Source organism: Xanthovirga aplysinae, assembly GCF_009711365.1.
GTDB classification, from domain to species: domain Bacteria; phylum Bacteroidota; class Bacteroidia; order Cytophagales; family Cyclobacteriaceae; genus Xanthovirga; species Xanthovirga aplysinae.
This window is the reverse complement of sequence record NZ_SMMB01001275.1, coordinates 1-18,744: the sequence shown is the minus strand read 5'-3', so window position 1 is coordinate 18,744 and position 18,744 is coordinate 1. Positions and strand designations below refer to the sequence as shown.

The window sequence follows — 18,744 nt, the reverse complement described above, 5'->3', positions numbered from 1 at the left end:
AAAAGTCTAGAAATTATCGATCATCTTAAATATTACGATATCGGATTTTTGAAGGCTAACGCTTAAAAAATCTAGCATCTATTTTATTAAAAAAAAGCCTACAAAACCTACCTGATGTCTTTCAATTTGGCTAATGAGTTGGAAATAATGGGAGTAGAATTGGAGGCAGCCACAACTTAAAAAGATCTTTCTTATAAGCAAAAGGATCTTGAGAAACAGCGGTTCTATTCCGATCGTGAAGTGAAATTAACGAAAGAATTAAACACTGAACAGGAAAAAATACTTGAAATATTTTATTGATGAAAAGAGAGCTGAAAAAGAACTGGCGACTCAAGAAAGCCAGAAAGCGTATATAATAAATTTAATAACTTGGGGTGATGTCATGTTGCTAATTTTATTAGTTGCCGATAGTTCTAAAGCAAATATACTAGACCAAGAGCCCGTAAATTAAAAATCCGTTTGGCTGAAAATGAGGAAAAAATGATGAAAGCCATTGATAATGAATCGAACGTAGTTAAAAGACTGGAGGAAGTGAAAGAAAAATTAAATTAAGTAAATAGAAAAACCAGAGGAACAAACAGTTAAAAAAAAGATAAATTGAGCTTCCCAGGCCCTCAAGAATGAGGTTTTCTAATTATAAGATATTGGTATAAGTTGGAAATACAATCAATAAAAAAATAAAGCCCGTCTAAGTAAGGCGGGCTTTGATATTATTAGGCTATCCTATTAGTGCTTAGCCTCTGTATTCTTTTTCTTGTTTTTGCCAAAAATAGTGTTTTTGCCAAAAATACTATCCATAAACAATAGAGCATTTACAAATGCACCTAAAATCACTACAATCCAGATAAACAGGTTGGCACCATCTTGAATAGGAACATGCATAACTTATATTCTTTAAATTAATTCTTACTATTTGTTCACCGCTTAACAGCAATAAAAAGACCTACTTTTAAGCTTAAAATTGTAAGGTCTGCCTTTCAAAGTTCGAATATACGACAGATAAATAGTTTTTGTTATTCTTAATTGAAAATTCTTTTTAAACAAGACAAAAATTCCCTTTTTAGAAGTTAAATACCCAAAATATTTACAAGTTTAGGTTAACCTCAATATTTTTTTCCAGGTTTTTATCCACCTCAAATTTATTAAAAATAAATTCCTTTACACTCTTCTTTTTATGATAACGATGAAAAGAGAACTCAAATGATAATTTTAACCTTTTGCAATGATGGTTATGCAGAGAATAAGATTAGCCATCAATAAAAAGAACCCACATCAGTTAGTTTAATGTTCACTTGGCGATTTTTCAATCCTAATTAATAATTTCCTTTAATGTTTAAGTGAATATTGAATTTCTCTGACTATTGGAAATGTTTAAAAGTAAAAGCTTGCAAAGCTTGAATATGGAGCTTAATATTTTTAAATATGGCGAGAAAGGAACCTGAAAAGAAGCCAGAAAATAGGGAATTAAGCAAAAGAAAAAAGATCCTTCTGGTGGGTGACTGGCTGGTAGAAGAAAAATGGGCCATCGGGGTTCATCGTTCTCGTGTAAGTAGTCGTACAGGATATGCCCATTACCGATCTTTACACGCCCTTCAAAATAATATCAAATCCTTGGCTGGGGCGGGGATGGTTGCCCACACCATGCACAATTCCAGTTTGGGAGAAAGAGCAGTATTTGATATTATCGGAGTAGGCATTTGGCATAAAGATGACACTTCATATCTGGAGGCCCTATTCAATCAGTTTGACGAAGATACCCAATCCCACCATTGTTTGGCTTTTCAGCCTCCCAAAAAAGTGGAGCGTGTAAAATTAATTAACCTGGGAGCCGGCTTGCCAAAATATGATGAATATGGCACCACCCGGGTGATTCGGGTTTATCAACACACTCGAGGAAAGATTACTTTATTGGATCGCTTTGATTGGGAACTACCCGTATATGTGGATCGCAGTGAATGGGTGACTAGTGAAAAAAACCTTGATGGCTTTGAGTTTAACCACCTGATTAGTCCTGAAGAATTACAGCAGATTAGGGCCGTCGTAATCAAGGACAATGGCAAAGGGGTTATTTCCAGCGCCCTCATCCAGCGTCTAATCAACAGTGAAATACCAGAAAATACTCCCTGGTTTGTTTCTTCCCGAAACTGGTTACCAGATACCGATTGGTTCAAGGACCTGCAACAGGTGAATCTACGTTTGTTATTTATCCCACAACCTACGGCAGAAAATGCAATCCGGGATGGAAAACTTAATATGTGGATTACTCGTTCTGGCTTTGTTTCATACGAGGCCCTGGAGGAGCTCGACAAGTTTGCAGAGGGATTTAAAGATAAAGAGAAATCTGATCCAATCATTGTGGCCCTTCCTGAAAAATCCAGGGTACTTGCCCGTTATGACTGTGAGGGGGACCAAGGCGAACAAGTTAAGGGAATTATGCAGTTGGCCCCCGAACCCTCTTCCCTTGTATTGGAGCGCCCCATGGCCAGTGTCTTTTTTCCAGCCCTGATTTCTAATTTATTAAATGTGGTAGGCCATTTTGAAAAAATTAGTTGCACTGATTTTGAACAAATCATACGACAGGCCTTTGCCTTCACGCAGTTTTGGCGGCAATCTGATGCTCGAAGGGTAGAAGACCCAAAGGAATGGAAGGTGGAAAATGAGCCAGAATTAGACATGTTTCGATCTTATGGAGAGGTGGGAGATTGGAAAAAACCTTTTCCTTGGCAGCTTTCTCAGGAACAGTGGCAACAAGCTTATTCCAATTATGGAATAATCAAAAGAAAAGATCAAAAAGAATACATCGATTTGTGGCGCTCCATGATTGAAGTGGATGGGTATACCTCCATTGTCAGTTCAAAAAGAGTAGTTTTACAGAAGTTGGTGCAGGAAGCCAGAACATTTAGGGATTCAGGACAAGCCAGGAATCGATGTTGTATGTTAATTGCAACTCCAGGCTCTGGGAAAACCTTTTTAATGAAAAGGCTTGCCAATTCTGTCGGTATGCGGTTCCTTCCTTTTAATATCACCCAAATGCTTTCTAAAAATGACATTCTAGATTGCTTTGACACCATTGTAACCAGTCATGCACAAAATAGAAAAGAACCTCTTTTGGTTTTTATCGACGAAATCAATGCTATGTTGAATGGACAACCGGTTTATGATACTTTTTTGGCCCCCCTAGAAGAAGGAATCTTTGATCGGGCAGGAAAAACCTTTAATATCCCCCCATGCTTTTGGATTTTTGCCGGAACCGAGCGCCCCGTACGCCCAACGGATCCGGAATGGAATAAATCCAACAAAGCCAGTGATTTTGAATCTCGCCTTACCATGCCCCCATTAAATTTAGAAATTGATCTTTCCCAAACTCAAGAGGTTTTGCAAGCCCGCCTGGAAAAGGTCTACCTTGGAGTTACCTTATTAATGGCCACTTATCCGGATATTCAACGTGTATCCAAAAAAGTGTTGCGAACTTTTCATAGTCTTCAACCCGATTTGGGGATCAGAGAACTGAAACATTTCGTCAACTCCTTTAAGGATATTAAATTGGGTGAAGTAGTCTCTGAAAATATCCCTTTTGATAAATTGCCCAGGGAAAATAGTTTACTCGGAATTGACATTACCGATTGGCTTACCTGGGAAGAAGGCAGCATGGTAGAAATTAGAGGATAAAAACAGAGAAGATTGAATAAAAAACAGCGATCTTTTTCCATCTTAAAAAATACGATCATGAGATCAAAAAATATTCAATTTTTTAATCCTCAAAAGACTACAGATAATCAGATAGATAGAAGAAAATTAGAGCTTCACAGAAAAAAAAGAGTAAAAAAAGGGCATCTGAGGCTTGCAAATTGATAAACAACTCTACATATTTGCATCCCGTTACAGCAACAACGGTCAAACAAATAAGCCTAGGTGGCGGAATTGGTAGACGCGTTGGTCTCAAACACCAATGGCCATTAGGCCGTGCCGGTTCGACTCCGGCCCTAGGTACTAGTAGTGATAACTTTAAAGAGCCTCTCAGTTTTCTGAGGGGTTTTTTATTTTTATACCATTTCTTCCGAAAAATATCTATCTAATAGAACATCAAGACTCTCCAAATACATTTTCAGCCTTTTTTGTGATTTAGTTTCTTCATAGGAGTTTTTAAGGTAACCTCATGACCAACCAGTTCCCCTCTCTCTTTATTCCATCTCAACCATTTTTCCAGAAATTAAAGCAACAAAGTAAACCACAAGGGTACTCCAGGCAAAGAATTTAAATTCTTCGCCCTTTGTTTTAAATATATAAGCTATCAGGTCATGAAAGATTTCGATGTTATTGAAATTTTAGCCGCAATAATTCTTTTTATAGGGGTAATTAAAATCATTGTAATATTTATTTCTCCCAATTCATGGTATAAATTTGTAGAACGAATTTACGCCAATACTCAAATCACCAAATCTGTATATTTAATTTCGGCTGCTATTGTCCTTTACCTTTTAGTTCAAGCAGGAATCACCATAATAGAAATTTTTGCGGTTCTCCTTTTCTTATCTCTTTTAATGGGAGTAGGCTTTACAAATTATGTAAAGGATTTGCTTCAAATAATGAACCCAGATAAAGTTGTAAAAGAAAACCTGGTCTACATCGCTGCCTGGATTGTTTTAATGATTTGGGGCATTAGCGAACTATTCATTTCTTAAATTTTGCCTTATATTACGGTTTTAAAAGCTAATGATAAGACTTGCGTTATCTCTTTAACACCAGTCCAATTTTATGCAATACAATTTCGAAGAAATCATCAGTCGTGAAGGCACAAAAAGTGTCAAATATGATTTGAGACAAAAACTATTTGGAGCTACTGATATCATTCCTCTATGGGTAGCCGACATGGATTTCAGGAGCCCTTTAGAGATCGAACAGGCCATTTGCAAACGGGCCAAACACCCTATATATGGCTACACACTACAAAACGATCAATTTTTTGGGGCTGCAAAAAGATGGTTAAAAAAGAGGCACCAATGGGAAGTAAGTACAAAAAGTATGGTATTTAGCCCGGGGGTAGTTCCTGCCCTATACATGATAATCCATTCTTTTAGCCAACCGGGAGACAAAATTATTGTCCAAACACCTGTGTACCATCCCTTTTATGATGTAATAAAAGGAAATGGAAGGGAAATACTGACAAACCCAATGCAACTGCAAAATGGAAAATATGAAATAGATTTTAAAGACCTGGAGCTTAAGATTGATAAGAAGACCAAAATTCTTTTGTTTTGCAACCCTCATAATCCAGGAGGAAGAATGTGGGATAAGGAGGAGTTGGAGCGATTAGGGAACATTTGTCTTAAAAACAATATCTTGATCATATCCGATGAAATACACATGGATCTGAGCCTTTTTGGCAAACCACATATTCCTATAGCTTCTATCTCTGAAGAATTAGCACAAAAATCCTTCACCTGCTTTTCTCCAGGCAAAACATTTAACATCGCCGGCTTAAACAGCGCAATTGTTTCTATTCCTAATCCAGATCTACGAAAAAAATTCTTCAGGGCTATGGAAGCCAGCCATCTCTTTATCGGGAACACTTTTGGAACAGAGGCCCTTATCGCTGCCTATAAGCATGGAAAAGAATGGTTAGATCAGTTGCTTCCTTACTTAAAAGAAAATGCAGAGTTTGTATGCAATTATTTTGAGAAGCACATCCCAGAAATAAAGGCAATGAAACCTGAAGCCACATTTTTAATTTGGCTAGATTGCCGAGGTCTACAAATGGATGATGACCAATTATCGGAATTTATGATAAAACAGGCAAAAGTTGGCTTGCATCGTGGAATTCAATTTGGTGAAGAAGGAAGGCAATTTATGCGACTCAATATTGGTTGTCCCCGTCCGATACTTCAACAAGCCCTCCAACAAATAACAAAAGCAGTTAAGGAAATTGAGATTTAAAAGAAATATTCAAAAACCAGGATTATCCATTCCAAATAGTGAATACGAAAAATCCTATTTAGATTTTACTAAACTCTCAAGAACTAAATCAAAAATAATTGTAAATTCTAAATAATTTCTCTCCTTAAACCAAAAGTGTATAATAGGGCTTTGGAGCTTAAGATTTCGCAACAACACCTTTCAAAAAAGGATTATACACAGTGTGAGATAATAGAGGCTCAAAAATAAATAGTTTATAAAGCGCTATTCATTAAATTAAACTCAATTAAAATTACAATACTCTTCTAAATCGTAACCATTATTATTTCCCCTTCAATTAGTACATTATTGAACTTTCATATATGATTACGGACCGCCAACCCCACGAAGCCATAACCATTTTTAAGCCTGGTGAATTTAAGCCGGAAGACCACTGGTATCCCCGAGCCCTTAATGCCACTATACATCCTTTGATGAGATTTTTCTTAAAAATATCCCAAGAAAGGATGGTCAGCCGTTATTGTCACCTTCACCCAATGGTAAACCGAAAATTTCTTACAGAATTACTACAATACAAGCCTAAATATTTATGGTGGTCAGGAACTGACATCATCAATGTCACCTCAAGTATTGGTCAAAGACAAATGGTGGTCATAGAAACCAATTCTTCTCCTTCCGGTCAAAAATCTATGCCTCACCTAAGTGATTACACCGAATACGGAGGGTATTTACCTCTTATGGAAAACTCTTTCAAATTATATTTGAAAGGAAAACGAATGATTGAAAATGGGGTATTAGCCGTTATTTACGATAAAAACCAAAAAGAAGCTTCCGGATACGCCTCGGCAATGGCCGAAGCTTTTCAGGAAGAAGTGTATGCCGTGCTTTACTACACAGGAGAAGAACAAAAGCATATTCGTTATTCCGACGGAAAAATGGAAATAAAGGTAAAGAATAGATGGAAACCTATCCGTGCCCTTTTCCGCTATCTCACCCAAAAACCCTGGAACAGATTGCCAATTGGAGGAAAGTCCATTATTTACAACCCTATAATTGCTTGTTTGGCAGGAGGAAGAAATAAATTAATGGCTTCTAAAGCTTATGAATTCTTCAATGCCGAATTGAATGGAACCGGTCTCCATATTAATGCGCCTGAAACGGTTTGGGATGTCAACAAAACGGAAATCCCGCTTTGGGTACGAAAATTTGGAGGCCATGCCGTCATCAAGATTCCATATAGTAATGCCGGTCAAGGAGTATTTACCATTACCAACCAAAAGGAATTGGACGATTTTATGGAACAAGAGTTCGAGTACCAAAAATTTATCGTCCAAAGTTTAATAGGGAATTTTCACTGGAGTTCTTCTACTGAAAAAGGCCGTCTTTATCAGGTGGGAACTATGCCGGACAAACTAGGAAACAGTTATGTTTCCGACCTACGCTGTATGATCTACTATACAGCAGAGGGTTACCGTCCATTATGTATGTACTCCCGAAAAGCTGCCCTTCCTTTAAAAGATGTTTTGGACAAAAAGGCTAATTCCTGGGAAATTCTGGGAACTAACCTTTCTATTAAAACCGGTAAACATGAATGGGATTCTGACACCAATCGATTAATCCTAATGGACTTAAAAGATTTTAATCAACTAGGGCTGGGTATTGACGATCTTATTGAGTCCTACATCCAAAGTATTTTAGCCACCATTGCCATTGACAAACTAGCTGACAAATTGATGAGCTCTACTGGGGGAATAAAAAAGAAATTATTCCAATCCCTAAACCCTGACAAAACGTTAATGGAAGAAATTTTGAACATTTAGATGATTCCTTAAGATGTTATTAAAAGGAGCACCAACAAAGAGCTGGATTATTAAGCTTTTGCAGGAGCACTGATAACTTGCTTTCATCTGAATATGCCAAAACACCCTGTATTTGCAGCTTTAAATATAAATGTCTTTCCTAAAAAATCCCTTAACAAATGCTGGATTCATTTGATTGAAGATGGCGTTGGACATCCCGTTCTAGTTCCAGTAATTATCCTAAGGGGTCAAAATAACGGCCCCATTGTTGGCCTTACTGCAGCAATACATGGCAATGAGCTCAATGGGGTAAAAGTCATACAAAAATTATTAGCTGATATTGATGTATCAGAGTTAAGGGGTACTATAGTTGGAATTCCAATGGTTAATGTACCGGCTGTATTGCGATATCAAAGAAGGTATACCGATGAAGAAGACCTTAACCGCATTATGCCTGGGTATAGCATGGGAAATGAAAGTCAGGTATATGCACATCGCTTCATTGAAAAAATTGCACGCCATTTTCATTATTTAGTAGATCTTCATACCGCCAGCTTTGGAAGAGTTAATTCCTATTATATACGAGCCAGCCTCCATGATTCAGAAGTGAGAAAAATGGCCATGTTGCAAAATGCCCAAATCGTACTGGACTCTGAGGGTGGATTTGGCACCTTTCGAGAGGCCGCTACCAATTTGGGGATCCATGCCATAACTGTAGAAGTAGGAGACCCAAATAAATTCCAAAAAGGAATGATTCGCTCCTCCATGACAGGTATTTTTAATTTATTTTTTTACCTAAATATGCTAGAAGGTGAGATTGAAGCACCTCTAACTCCAACCATAGTTTGTAGTCATTCCCAATGGTACTATACTGATCATGGGGGTGTTTTAGAAGTTTTTCCAAATGTTGCACAAGAGGTTAAAAAGGGAGAGAGCATAGCCATCATAAGGGATGCCTTTGGGGAGGGAATTAAGAGTTATTACGCCCCAAAAGATGGAGTGGTAATAGGAAAAAGTGTAGAACCCATTTGCCCAACGGGAGGAAGGATTCTACACCTCGGAGTTGTCAAAGAACATCCCCCAGAGACATCTCTTAAACCCACCCCAAGGAAATAAACATTGATACTGATTTATATAGCAGATTTTTTACCATAGATAGTGACTTTATTAAGCACTCACTTTTTCCTCCTTTAGCCGGGCATGGGACCCGTCACAATAGGGTTTATTTCCTGAATGTTTACAACCACACCAAAAGATTCTACTTTTCTTTTCAATTTTGACCTCAATGGGAGTAAAAGAGGTCCCTTTATGAGACTCATCACAAAAAGGTTGAGTTTTACTTCTTCCACAACGGCACCAAAAATAGGTCCCAGGTTCCATTTCTAAGATGTAAGGACCTTTTTGCGCAATTTTTGGTTCTTCAGACATAATATTATTATTTCTTTTTAACTCTTTCTTTAAAACCAGATTAAAAAGGTTAGGCCAATTTTTAATGCTAAGCACTTATTAATTTTGATAGTTTGGCCTATATTTTTGAAACGACAAAAAATTATTTCCAGTTTAATCACCATAACGGGCTTTATGAGCCTACAAAATCATTGCCTTTCCCCTGTATTCAAACTTCTTTAATGCATAATAATGCCAAAAGGAAAAGGAAATGTGCATTACTTCTTCTAAACTGTAAATTTTCTGCTTTAGCCCTATTGCTACATCATCAATCTTTAATTTATTTAGGACTAGATTTACTACTGCAAAAGGAGTTTGAAATATTTTAAAAACTCTGTCCTGTATCTTTGACTTTGGAAAAGTAAACTATTCAATTCATGAAAACATTAAATGCTATTCTTTCACGCATTGACGGAAAGAGCTACAATGCATATAAAGATCTCAAAGGAAAATACTTTTATGAGGATTTTCAATTAAATATACTCCGCATTCAGGGAGATCCCTTTGCTTCTCCTTCTTTATTAAAAGTAAGTTTTGATTTGGAAGATTTCGGCTATCCCATAGATCTTTACAATCAAGATGACCGTAGTTTAGGTTTAGCTGATTACATCCACCGATTGGCCTGGAAAAATTTAAAGAACATAGGACAAAAAAGGGGAAGCGGCAAAAGTGGGACAATAGAAATCCAAAAACCTGCCCAACAAATCATCAAACGAACAGCCTTGGAAATTGAAGATAAAAAAGTTCATCTCCGCTTTTATATGGGACTTCCTGCCCAAGGACGTCGTGTTTTGGGCCGACAGGCCAAGGTAATGTTATTGGAAGAACTTCCAGAATGGATTCGCTCTCTACAAAATGATGATCCCGCAAAAAGGGAAAAGGCATTCGCACATTCCCAAAACAACGAGAGAGCTGAAAAAATCCGCCAACTTTTAATACAAAAAAAACTCATTTGTTTCATTGCCAACGGTAGTCAATTGGCACGACGCTCTTCTGTAGATCACCGTCCAATGGAAAAGGGAGTAACTTTTCAAAGTCCTTCCTCTCTTGAAATAGAACTAGAAGTAATGGGAAAACGAATCAAAGGAATGGGCCTGCCAAAGGGAATTACTATTATTACGGGAGGAGGATTCCACGGCAAAAGCACTTTAATGAATGCCATGGAAATGGGGGTTTATAACCACATTCCTGGCGATGGAAGAGAGCTTTGCATCTGCGACCAGGACACAGTTAAAGTAAGAGCCGAAGATGGGCGTTTTATTCAACATGCAGACATTTCCCCATTTATCAATAACCTGCCCTTTCAAAAAGATACGGAGGATTTCTTTACCGAAAATGCAAGCGGTTCCACTTCTCAAGCATGTAACATTATTGAAAGCCTGGAGCTGGGTGCTAAAACCCTTTTGATCGATGAAGATACGTCCGCTAGTAATTTCATGATTCGAGACCATAAAGTACAAGAGCTTATCAAGAAGGAGAAGGAGCCTATTACTTCCTATATAGAACGAATCAAAGGGTTAAAAGAGCAAATGGGCATTTCCTCTGTACTAGTAATCGGTGGTCTAGGCGATTATTTTGCTGTGGCAGATACCGTTTTAATGCTCGATGAATATCATGTCATGGACATTACCCAAAAAGCAAAAGAGGTTATCAGTCGTTATGAAGTTGCTCATGCCTCCCATGAAGTAAAGGAAGGGTTTACACCCCGTAAAAGACAATTAGCTATCAATCAACTAAAAAGTGAATTTAACGGAAGGTATAAAATAAAAACCAGGGGTCTGGATGAAATCAGCATTAATAAAGAGGAAATCGATATTAGGGGACTTGAGCAGCTGACTGAAAATGCCCAGGCAAATCTCATTGGGGAAGCAATCAAAGAAATTGCTTTTCTTTTCTCTCAAAAAATCTCTATAAAAGAGGCTTTGGACCAAATGGAAGAATCCTTAAAAAAGGAACCTATTTCCAGCATTTTAGGAGAAAAAGGAAACTTGGCGTATGCTCGAAAATATGAATTGGGAGCCACATTATCTCGTTGGAGGAAAGGAGTAATTCAATAATGAATAAAAGTAAAAGAGAACACACTCAATTGGGACGCTGATTTTTGCGCCCCAATCTTTGTTTCTCATTTTTGAGGACAACCACTTTTCTTATCCATGGACATCACTTGTTCGACTACGATAACATTTATGATTTCATTTTCTTGGGTGGGTTGGCTTTTCAAATATCCTTTCATTTTTACAAAAAGCTTCTCACTGGGTTCTTTATGTTTTCGATTATACATTTTTTCCAATTTATCATTGGCTTCTGTTTTGGCTACTGGAAAGCGATGCCCTGTTTTGCATTCTTCAAACCAACCATCATCTGTCACCAACACATACATCCCATCCATACTAAAGGAAGGGGTGGAATCCATCTTTTTAAAACCTTTCACTAATTGGTTTTCTTCTTTGGGGATTTCCATCATCCCTTCACTGTTTAAAGCCTGAAGCGTTTTTCGATCTACAAACTCAAATTGTTCAAAGGGAGCCAACATACCCTTAGTCAGCTGCAATTTATTTCCATCTTTAATAGACCAATGGCCAATTTCATACATCATTTCCTTTCCACCTCCACCACTTTTCTGATAAACTCTTTCGAGGAAATAAATTTGACCAACCCGAAATTGAATTAGGTAATGGTCCAAAACACAATCATCACAAGGAAAATCCCCTTCATATACTCCCATTACATCTTCATTGCTCATAACAAGGGGTCCTTCCTTCATATTTTCAGGACTCACCATTTCTTTCTGAGCTTCTTCCTCCTCGGTTTTTTTCTTGGATTTACAACTGGTCACCACAATTAACAGTGAAAGCATACCAATAAATAGTAACCTAAAACACATAATATATTCTTCTTTTTTCAAAACCATCTTAAAAAACAAGGGACACTCCATATCCCTTTTTATTTTAAACCTTTAATTTTCTTCATTTGACTTTCATTCAAAAAGTACCCTTAAAAGAAATGTCTTGGCACCCTCCTTTTCTTAATTAAAACACTAAATTCAAATAATCCATTCAGATCATTTCCTTTTTTAAAAGCATTTTATCTCACAAGTGCTTATGCTATGAGCCAGCTTTCTAGAGCATTTTCAAATTATAATATTCAAGTGACAAGTCATTTAAAGAATAGAGCTTTGCACTGAAGGAGATCTACTAAAGAATTAGGATTTAAGATTCAATCAAGTTAAGTCTTAATATATTGGATAGAAAAAGGAAAACAGATTTGAAAATCACAGGGGAACCCATACTTTTTAAACAGGAATTCAATTAACATCTTACCGTTTTAACACCTATATTGCTTTTTTAAGTGAAAGGACTCAAAAGTAAAGAATTACAAATTATGGAAAGGAATAGCTTAGAAATGAGGGGAGTCAAAATCACTTCTTTAATTAAGTTTTTTGGATATAGTGCCTTTGGCATTTTTGCTTTTTTCATTCCTATTACCTTCAATGGCAAAAGCTCCATTCCCCTAGATCATTTAGTCAGTTTAATCAAATCTTCCTTTAAGGACTATTCAAATCTCTATGCCTTACTTTTAATTCTTCTGGGAGCTCTTATTCCCTTTATTCAAAAAAGTTGGAATAAAAATAAAACCGACATGGCGTTTTCCCTGCTTAAAGTTTTAGGATTCATCACAGCTTTAGGAATATATTTTCAAATTGGCCCTGAATGGCTATTTAAACCCTCCATGGGGCCCTTCCTTTATGAAAAGTTAGTCATTCCCATTAGCTTTATCGTTCCGGTCGGATCAATTTTTTTAGCTTTTTTGGTGGGTTATGGATTTCTCGAATTTATTGGGGTTTTTATGGAGCCCATAATGAAACCGATTTGGAAAACTCAGGGCAGATCAGCCATTGATGCAGTTGCTTCTTTTGTAGGCAGTTATTCGATAGGGTTATTAATAACAAACCGTGTTTATAAAGAAGGAAAATACACAACCAAAGAGGCCATAATCATTGCCACCGGTTTCTCTACTGTTTCTGTCACATTTATGATCCTCATTGCCAAAACCCTAAACCTGATGGATTTTTGGAATTCCTATTTCTGGTCTACAATAATCATTACCTTTATAGTTACGGCCATTTCGGTTAGAATATGGCCCATTAAAGGGATTCCAGAGGAGTATTTCAAGGAACCCATCAAAAATAGAGAAACTGAACAAGGCAGCTATTTCAAAAAAGCCTGGACCGAGGCGATGAGAGCCACTCTCCTATCCCCCTCTTTAGGGAAAAATATAGCCTTACAATTGAAAGATGGGTTGCTAATGACCATGGGAATTCTACCATCGATTATGTCTGTGGGTTTAATAGGATTGATTTTAGCAGAATTTACTCCAGTTTTCGACTGGCTAGGATATCTATTTTTTCCTTTCACCTGGTTGTTGAAAATCCCAGAACCATTATTGGCAGCCAAAGCTTCAGGAATAGGAATCGCGGAAATGTTTTTACCTGCTTTATTGGTAACAAAGGCCCCATTAATTACTCGCTTTGTGATAGCAGTGGTATCTGTTTCCTCCATTATTTTTTTCTCAGCAACCATTCCTTGTATAATTTCTACTGAGATTCCCATCAGTTTATCCAAATTATTAGTTATATGGTTTGAGCGGGTATTATTAACTTTGTTATTAGCCACTCCCTTAGCTTATTTCTTATTTTCCTAAATTCATATAACCAAAATAATCTCCCTCTTTATGAACAAATCTATTTTTATTACGGGTGTAGGTAAAGGACTGGGCCGAGCCTTATTTTTGTACGGCCAAAAAAGTAATTACAAAACCTATGGTCTTTTAAGAAATATTGAGCAATTCAAAGACTTGCAAAAAGACATGATTCCCGAAATGGGAAAGTTGATTTTAGCAGATGTAGGAAATGACGATTGCATCGATAAGATCCACAATGCCGTAGGTGAAAACAAAATTGATTTATTAATCAATAATGCGGGTATTCCCGGAAAAGGGCAAAAACTTGCCGAAGTTGAAAGTGATGATATGATGCAAGCCTTTAATGTACACTGTATAGGGGTATTAAGGGTCACCAAAGCGCTGGAAACCAATTTAAAAAAAGCAAAATCGCCTACTGTCATTAACATTAACTCTCGGCTGGGCTCCATAAGCCGACAAAGTGACGGGATATTTAAAGACGTTCCAGTAAGTTATGCTTACCGAATTGCAAAGGCAGCGCAAAATATGCTCAGTTGTTGTTTAAAAAATGAATTTGAAGAACTTGTAAATATTGTAGCCCTTCATCCAGGAAAAATAAAGACAGAAATAGCCCAAAAAGACGCTGACATCGAAGTGGATTGGGCCGCTAAAAAAATCATTACTGATTGGGAAAATGGACAACTTAATAAATTCAATGGTATCATTGACTTAACAGAAGATAAAATTATAAAATGGTAAAGAATTCTTTAATAAAAAGTATTTCAAATTTCCCTAATCCTCCCTTCTAAATCCAAGGGATTTTAGGAGATAATTAAATAAATAAAATAAACCCTTTACAAACCGAACACGGAATAGACGACTATTTTAGATACTTAGAACTCTAATCACAACCAACTATTTCCTCATTTCTATTTAGTCCTTTAATATCTAAAACACGTTTACATCTTTTTTAACAAGCACTTAATCCCCTCTCCTAATACTTTCCCACTTACTTTATTTACTAAACACCACAAAAAGCCGACAATTTTCTCTTATTTGCACACGGTATTTTGAATAAAAATACTCATTACCTATATTCAAAAAATCACAAGATGATATTCATATTATTTAAAAGAACTATAAAAATTGCTTTTAAACAGGGAATAAAAAAGATGAAAAAAACTCTATTAATCTTACTAATGATCGCATTGGGAGGATCTATCAGCATTCCTCTCCATGCCCAAAGAAAAAGGATAAACAATATCTCAAAAGATCAAAATCAGAACTCAAATGATAAACATTTAAAAGGATTCTTCAATTTTAAATGGGAAGAAAGTACGGGAAAAGTTTGGGTTGAAATAGATAAATTGAATACTGAATTTTTATATATCAACTCACTGGCTACAGGAGTAGGCTCCAATGACATTGGCTTGGATCGAGGTCAATTTGGACAAAGCAGAGTGGTAAAATTCATAAAAAGTGGCCCCAAGGTACTTCTTATCCAGCCTAATTACGGCTATAGAGCTGTTAGTAACAATCCGGAAGAAGCTCGTTCAGTAGAAGAAGCCTTCGCCCAATCAGTACTGTGGGGATTTGAGGGTAAAACAGAAAATGGAAAACTATGGGTAGATGCCACTGACTTCTTATTACAAGATGCGCACCAGGTGGCCAGTACACTGGACCGAAGTGGGCAGGGCAGCTATCATGTTGACGCCTCCCGATCAGCCATTTACCTTCCGATGACCAAAAATTTTCCCGAAAATACCGAATTTGAAACTACCCTTACCTTTGTGGGAAAACCGAAGGGTAATTACGTATGGTCCGTAGTACCAAGCCCTGATGCCATCACCGTTCGCCAACACCATTCTTTTGTAAAACTTCCCGATGAAGGCTATGAAATGAGAGAATTTGACCCCCGATCAGGTTTCATGTTTATTTCTTATCAAGATTATGCCACTCCTATTGACCAACCACTGGTTAAGCGATTTATTGAACGCCATCGATTAAAGAAAAAGAATCCGGAAGCTTCAGTTAGTGAAGCTGTTGAACCAATTGTTTATTACCTTGACCGAGGAGCTCCGGAACCAATTCGCTCCGCCTTACTGGAAGGAGCACGTTGGTGGAATCAGGCTTTTGAAGCAGCTGGATACAAAAATGCTTTTCAGGTGAAAATTTTACCTGAACATGCCGATCCTATGGATGTTCGTTATAACCTCATTCAATGGGTACATCGTTCCACTCGAGGTTGGTCTTATGGACATTCAATCACTGATCTAAGAACAGGTGAAATTATCAAAGGTCACATCTCATTGGGTTCTTTAAGGGTGAGACAGGATTTTTTAATTGCTCAGGGATTACTCTCCCCTTATTTGGATGACCAAAACGTTTCCCAAGAAATGGAAAAGTTAGCCCTGGCAAGGCTACATCAACTTTCCGCGCATGAAGTAGGACATACCTTAGGCTTAATGCACAACTACGCTTCCAGCCAAAACCAACGGGCTTCGGTAATGGATTACCCTCACCCTTTAATCAAAATCAATGACAAAGGAGAACTGGATTTTTCTGAGGCTTATGACACCGAAATTGGGGAATGGGATAAACGAGCCATTAAATATGGTTACTCGGAATTCACGAATGGCACTAATGAAAAAGAGAGATTAGCAGCCATCTTGGAAGAAAGTAATAAAATGGGGCTGCAATATATTTCTGACCGCGATGCTCGTCCCACAGGAGGCGCTCATCCAACTGCGCACCTTTGGGATAATGGAACAAATGCCGTAGAAGAACTTGAACACATTATGCAAGTTCGAAAAATTGCATTGGATCGTTTTGGATTAAATAGCATTCCTAAGGGAGAACCTTTAGCCTCTTTGGAAGATGTTTTGGTGCCGATTTACTTACTACATCGTTATCAGACGGAGGCAGTCAGTAAATTAGTGGGTGGGGTGAATTATACTTATGCCACCAAAGGAGATGGTCAATTAATTACGGAAATAATTAGTGGACAAGAACAGGAAAAAGCCCTGGAAATTCTTACGAACACCCTCCAACCTGGTTTTCTTGCAATTCCGGAACAAATTCTGGAATTAATACCACCCAAACCTCATGGGTACAGCCGTGGCCGTGAAAATTTTGATAGTCGGACAGGCCTAGTTTTTGACCCATTAGCTGCTGCTTCCAGCTCAGCTGAAATTACCGTAAACCTTCTACTTAACCCACAACGGGCAAGTCGAATAGTAGAATTCAAATCCCGAAAGCCTGAACTTCCTGGTCTACAACAAGTAATTGATGAACTTATTAAAGTGAGTTGGGAAAGAAAGGAATCCAATCCACAATATGCAGAAATTAACCGTTTGGTAAGTCACATGATATTGGAAAAACTTTTTAAGCTGGCTGAAAATAAACAAACAGTTGCCCAAGCAAGAGCAATCACTTTACTTAAAATCAATGAATTAGAACAATGGTTAAATGGGCAAATCAAAAATCAACAAGATCCGGACATGTTAGCGCATTATACCCTTGCATTAGAAGATATCGCACGATTCAAAAAATCACCGGAAGTTTATCAGACAGCTGAAAACCTTGATATTCCTATGGGATCACCTATTGGGATGAGTTGTGAATGGTAATTTGAGTGAAAAAGGATTACTTAATAATGAAAAGTTAATTGTGAGCTGATAAGGAATTGTTTTATTCAATTTTGATAAGATCAAAAAAATAGTTCCTGGTAGGTTTAAAAATATATTACTCCAAAACCCTACAGGAACTCTTTTTTTCTATGGCCTAAATCAGTAAGCTGACCATCGACCTAATTTATTTATAGCTTCTTATTTTTTTAAGCCCAGTTCAATCAATCGTTCGTCCAAATATCCTCCTGCTGTAATATCCTCATAATGCTTAGGGTTATCAGCATCAATACAGCTTTCTAAACAAGATAAATCCATATCAGAGCGAGGATGAAGGAAGAAAGGCGTCGAATAGCGTGAAGTTCCCAATTTTTCTTTTCCAGGGTTAACTACTCTGTGAGTTGTAGATCGTAAACGATTATTCGTCAAACGCTGCAACATATCGCCGATATTGATAACAATCTCATTCTCATTTGGAGAAACTGAAACCCATTGACCATCTTTTGATTTAGCTTGCAGACCTTCTGCACTTCCTCCCATCAAAAGCGTAATAAGGTTTATATCCTCATGAGCAGCAGCTCTAACAGCATCATCCGGAATATTTTCCACATTACTCAATGGGTAATAATGTAACAAACGTAGGATGGAATTACCGTTATGAATCTTATCGTCGAAATACTTCTCATCCAGATCCAAATACAAGGCAATAGCACGAAGTAAATGTTTTCCCGTATTTTCAAAAGTCTTATACACCTGAGTAGTAACTTCCTGCATGTCCTTTACCTCAGATGGCCAAATATTGTCAGGATATTCTTCTTTTATGGGATCATTATCTTCTACAATTTGTCCCACATGAAAAAACTCTTTGAGATCAGGGGTTTGAAAACCTTTTGCCGTCTCACGATTTTTACTGATATAGCCTCTTTGGCCATTCAGTTCCTTTTTTTCGTAGTTTCGTTTAAATGCCTCTTCCAATTCAAAAAAACTTTTCGACACCCTAAACAAATCTTCCCGTAGTTCTTTACTTACTCCATGGTTTTTGACAATTACAAAACCCATCTCAGCAAAGGAATCCCCCAATTTTTGAATAAAACTGGCTTTTCTTTCCGCATCACTGGAAATGAAATCATTAAAATCAACGGTCGCAATTGTGACGTTACTCATACTTTTGAAACTTTTTTAAAGTTGAAAACGCCCTGTAATTGAACATCATACATTATAGCTCAGGCGGATAAACCGGTACAGGACCTGATCTATAAACCGAACTCGCACTTTTGCAA

14 protein-coding genes and 1 tRNA gene are annotated in these 18,744 nt (G+C 37.3%); 11 read left to right on the top strand and 4 right to left on the bottom strand.

Annotated elements, in window-relative coordinates:
* The first annotated feature begins 283 nt into the window (after positions 1-283).
* Positions 284-451 carry a hypothetical protein gene (locus E1171_RS24325; RefSeq protein ID WP_155207978.1) on the top strand — a complete coding sequence of 56 codons (168 nt, stop codon included), beginning with the start codon at positions 284-286 and terminating at the stop codon, positions 449-451.
* Positions 452-726: 275 nt separating this feature from the next.
* On the opposite strand, the gene E1171_RS20705 is transcribed toward E1171_RS24325, so the two are convergent.
* Positions 727-882 (bottom strand): hypothetical protein, encoded by a 156-nt coding sequence (locus tag E1171_RS20705; RefSeq protein WP_155207977.1) that lies wholly within the window; start codon positions 880-882, stop codon positions 727-729.
* 540 nt (positions 883-1,422) lie between these two features.
* On the opposite strand from E1171_RS20705, the gene E1171_RS20700 reads away from it, so the two are divergent.
* From E1171_RS20700 to E1171_RS20675, 6 genes are all read left to right on the top strand, one after another.
* A complete protein-coding gene (locus tag E1171_RS20700; RefSeq protein WP_155207976.1) occupies positions 1,423-3,669 on the top strand; it encodes an ATP-binding protein in 2,247 nt (748 codons plus the stop codon).
* A gap of 237 nt (positions 3,670-3,906) precedes the next feature.
* A tRNA-Leu gene (locus E1171_RS20695) sits at positions 3,907-3,990 on the top strand.
* 308 nt (positions 3,991-4,298) lie between these two features.
* Entirely contained in the window at positions 4,299-4,682 is a 384-nt protein-coding gene (locus E1171_RS20690; protein WP_155207975.1) for a hypothetical protein, read from the top strand.
* Between the two features lie 73 nt (positions 4,683-4,755).
* On the top strand, positions 4,756-5,934 hold the full coding sequence (locus E1171_RS20685; RefSeq protein ID WP_155207974.1) for a MalY/PatB family protein: 1,179 nt from the start codon (positions 4,756-4,758) through the stop codon (positions 5,932-5,934).
* 341 nt (positions 5,935-6,275) lie between these two features.
* Positions 6,276-7,733: an ATP-grasp domain-containing protein gene (locus E1171_RS20680; RefSeq protein WP_155207973.1), complete on the top strand. Its 1,458-nt coding sequence runs from the start codon at positions 6,276-6,278 to the stop codon at positions 7,731-7,733.
* 93 nt (positions 7,734-7,826) lie between these two features.
* Complete coding sequence (locus tag E1171_RS20675; RefSeq protein WP_155207972.1) at positions 7,827-8,828, top strand: succinylglutamate desuccinylase/aspartoacylase family protein; 1,002 nt, start codon at positions 7,827-7,829, stop codon at positions 8,826-8,828.
* Positions 8,829-8,879: 51 nt separating this feature from the next.
* Here the strand turns inward: E1171_RS20675 and E1171_RS20670 are convergent, their stop codons facing one another.
* Positions 8,880-9,140 carry a CDGSH iron-sulfur domain-containing protein gene (locus tag E1171_RS20670; RefSeq protein WP_155207971.1) on the bottom strand — a complete coding sequence of 87 codons (261 nt, stop codon included), beginning with the start codon at positions 9,138-9,140 and terminating at the stop codon, positions 8,880-8,882.
* Between the two features lie 395 nt (positions 9,141-9,535).
* Between E1171_RS20670 and E1171_RS20665 the strand changes: the two genes are divergently transcribed.
* On the top strand, positions 9,536-11,215 hold the full coding sequence (locus tag E1171_RS20665; RefSeq protein WP_155207970.1) for an ABC-ATPase domain-containing protein: 1,680 nt from the start codon (positions 9,536-9,538) through the stop codon (positions 11,213-11,215).
* Between the two features lie 65 nt (positions 11,216-11,280).
* On the opposite strand, the gene E1171_RS20660 is transcribed toward E1171_RS20665, so the two are convergent.
* Entirely contained in the window at positions 11,281-12,015 is a 735-nt protein-coding gene (locus tag E1171_RS20660) for a copper resistance protein NlpE N-terminal domain-containing protein (protein ID WP_187696568.1), read from the bottom strand.
* 524 nt (positions 12,016-12,539) lie between these two features.
* Here E1171_RS20660 and E1171_RS20655 point away from each other — a divergent pair.
* The 3 genes from E1171_RS20655 (at position 12,540) to E1171_RS20645 (ending at position 17,467) form a co-directional block, all read left to right on the top strand.
* Positions 12,540-13,859: a YjiH family protein gene (locus E1171_RS20655; protein ID WP_155207968.1), complete on the top strand. Its 1,320-nt coding sequence runs from the start codon at positions 12,540-12,542 to the stop codon at positions 13,857-13,859.
* Positions 13,860-13,889: 30 nt separating this feature from the next.
* Positions 13,890-14,597, top strand: a complete 708-nt coding sequence (locus tag E1171_RS20650; protein WP_155207967.1) for an SDR family NAD(P)-dependent oxidoreductase — start codon at positions 13,890-13,892, stop codon at positions 14,595-14,597.
* 413 nt (positions 14,598-15,010) lie between these two features.
* Positions 15,011-17,467, top strand: a complete 2,457-nt coding sequence (locus E1171_RS20645) for a zinc-dependent metalloprotease (protein WP_155207966.1) — start codon at positions 15,011-15,013, stop codon at positions 17,465-17,467.
* A 198-nt stretch (positions 17,468-17,665) separates the two neighbouring features.
* Here the strand turns inward: E1171_RS20645 and E1171_RS20640 are convergent, their stop codons facing one another.
* Complete coding sequence (locus E1171_RS20640) at positions 17,666-18,628, bottom strand: isopenicillin N synthase family dioxygenase (RefSeq protein WP_155207965.1); 963 nt, start codon at positions 18,626-18,628, stop codon at positions 17,666-17,668.
* Between the last annotated feature and the right edge of the window lie 116 nt (positions 18,629-18,744).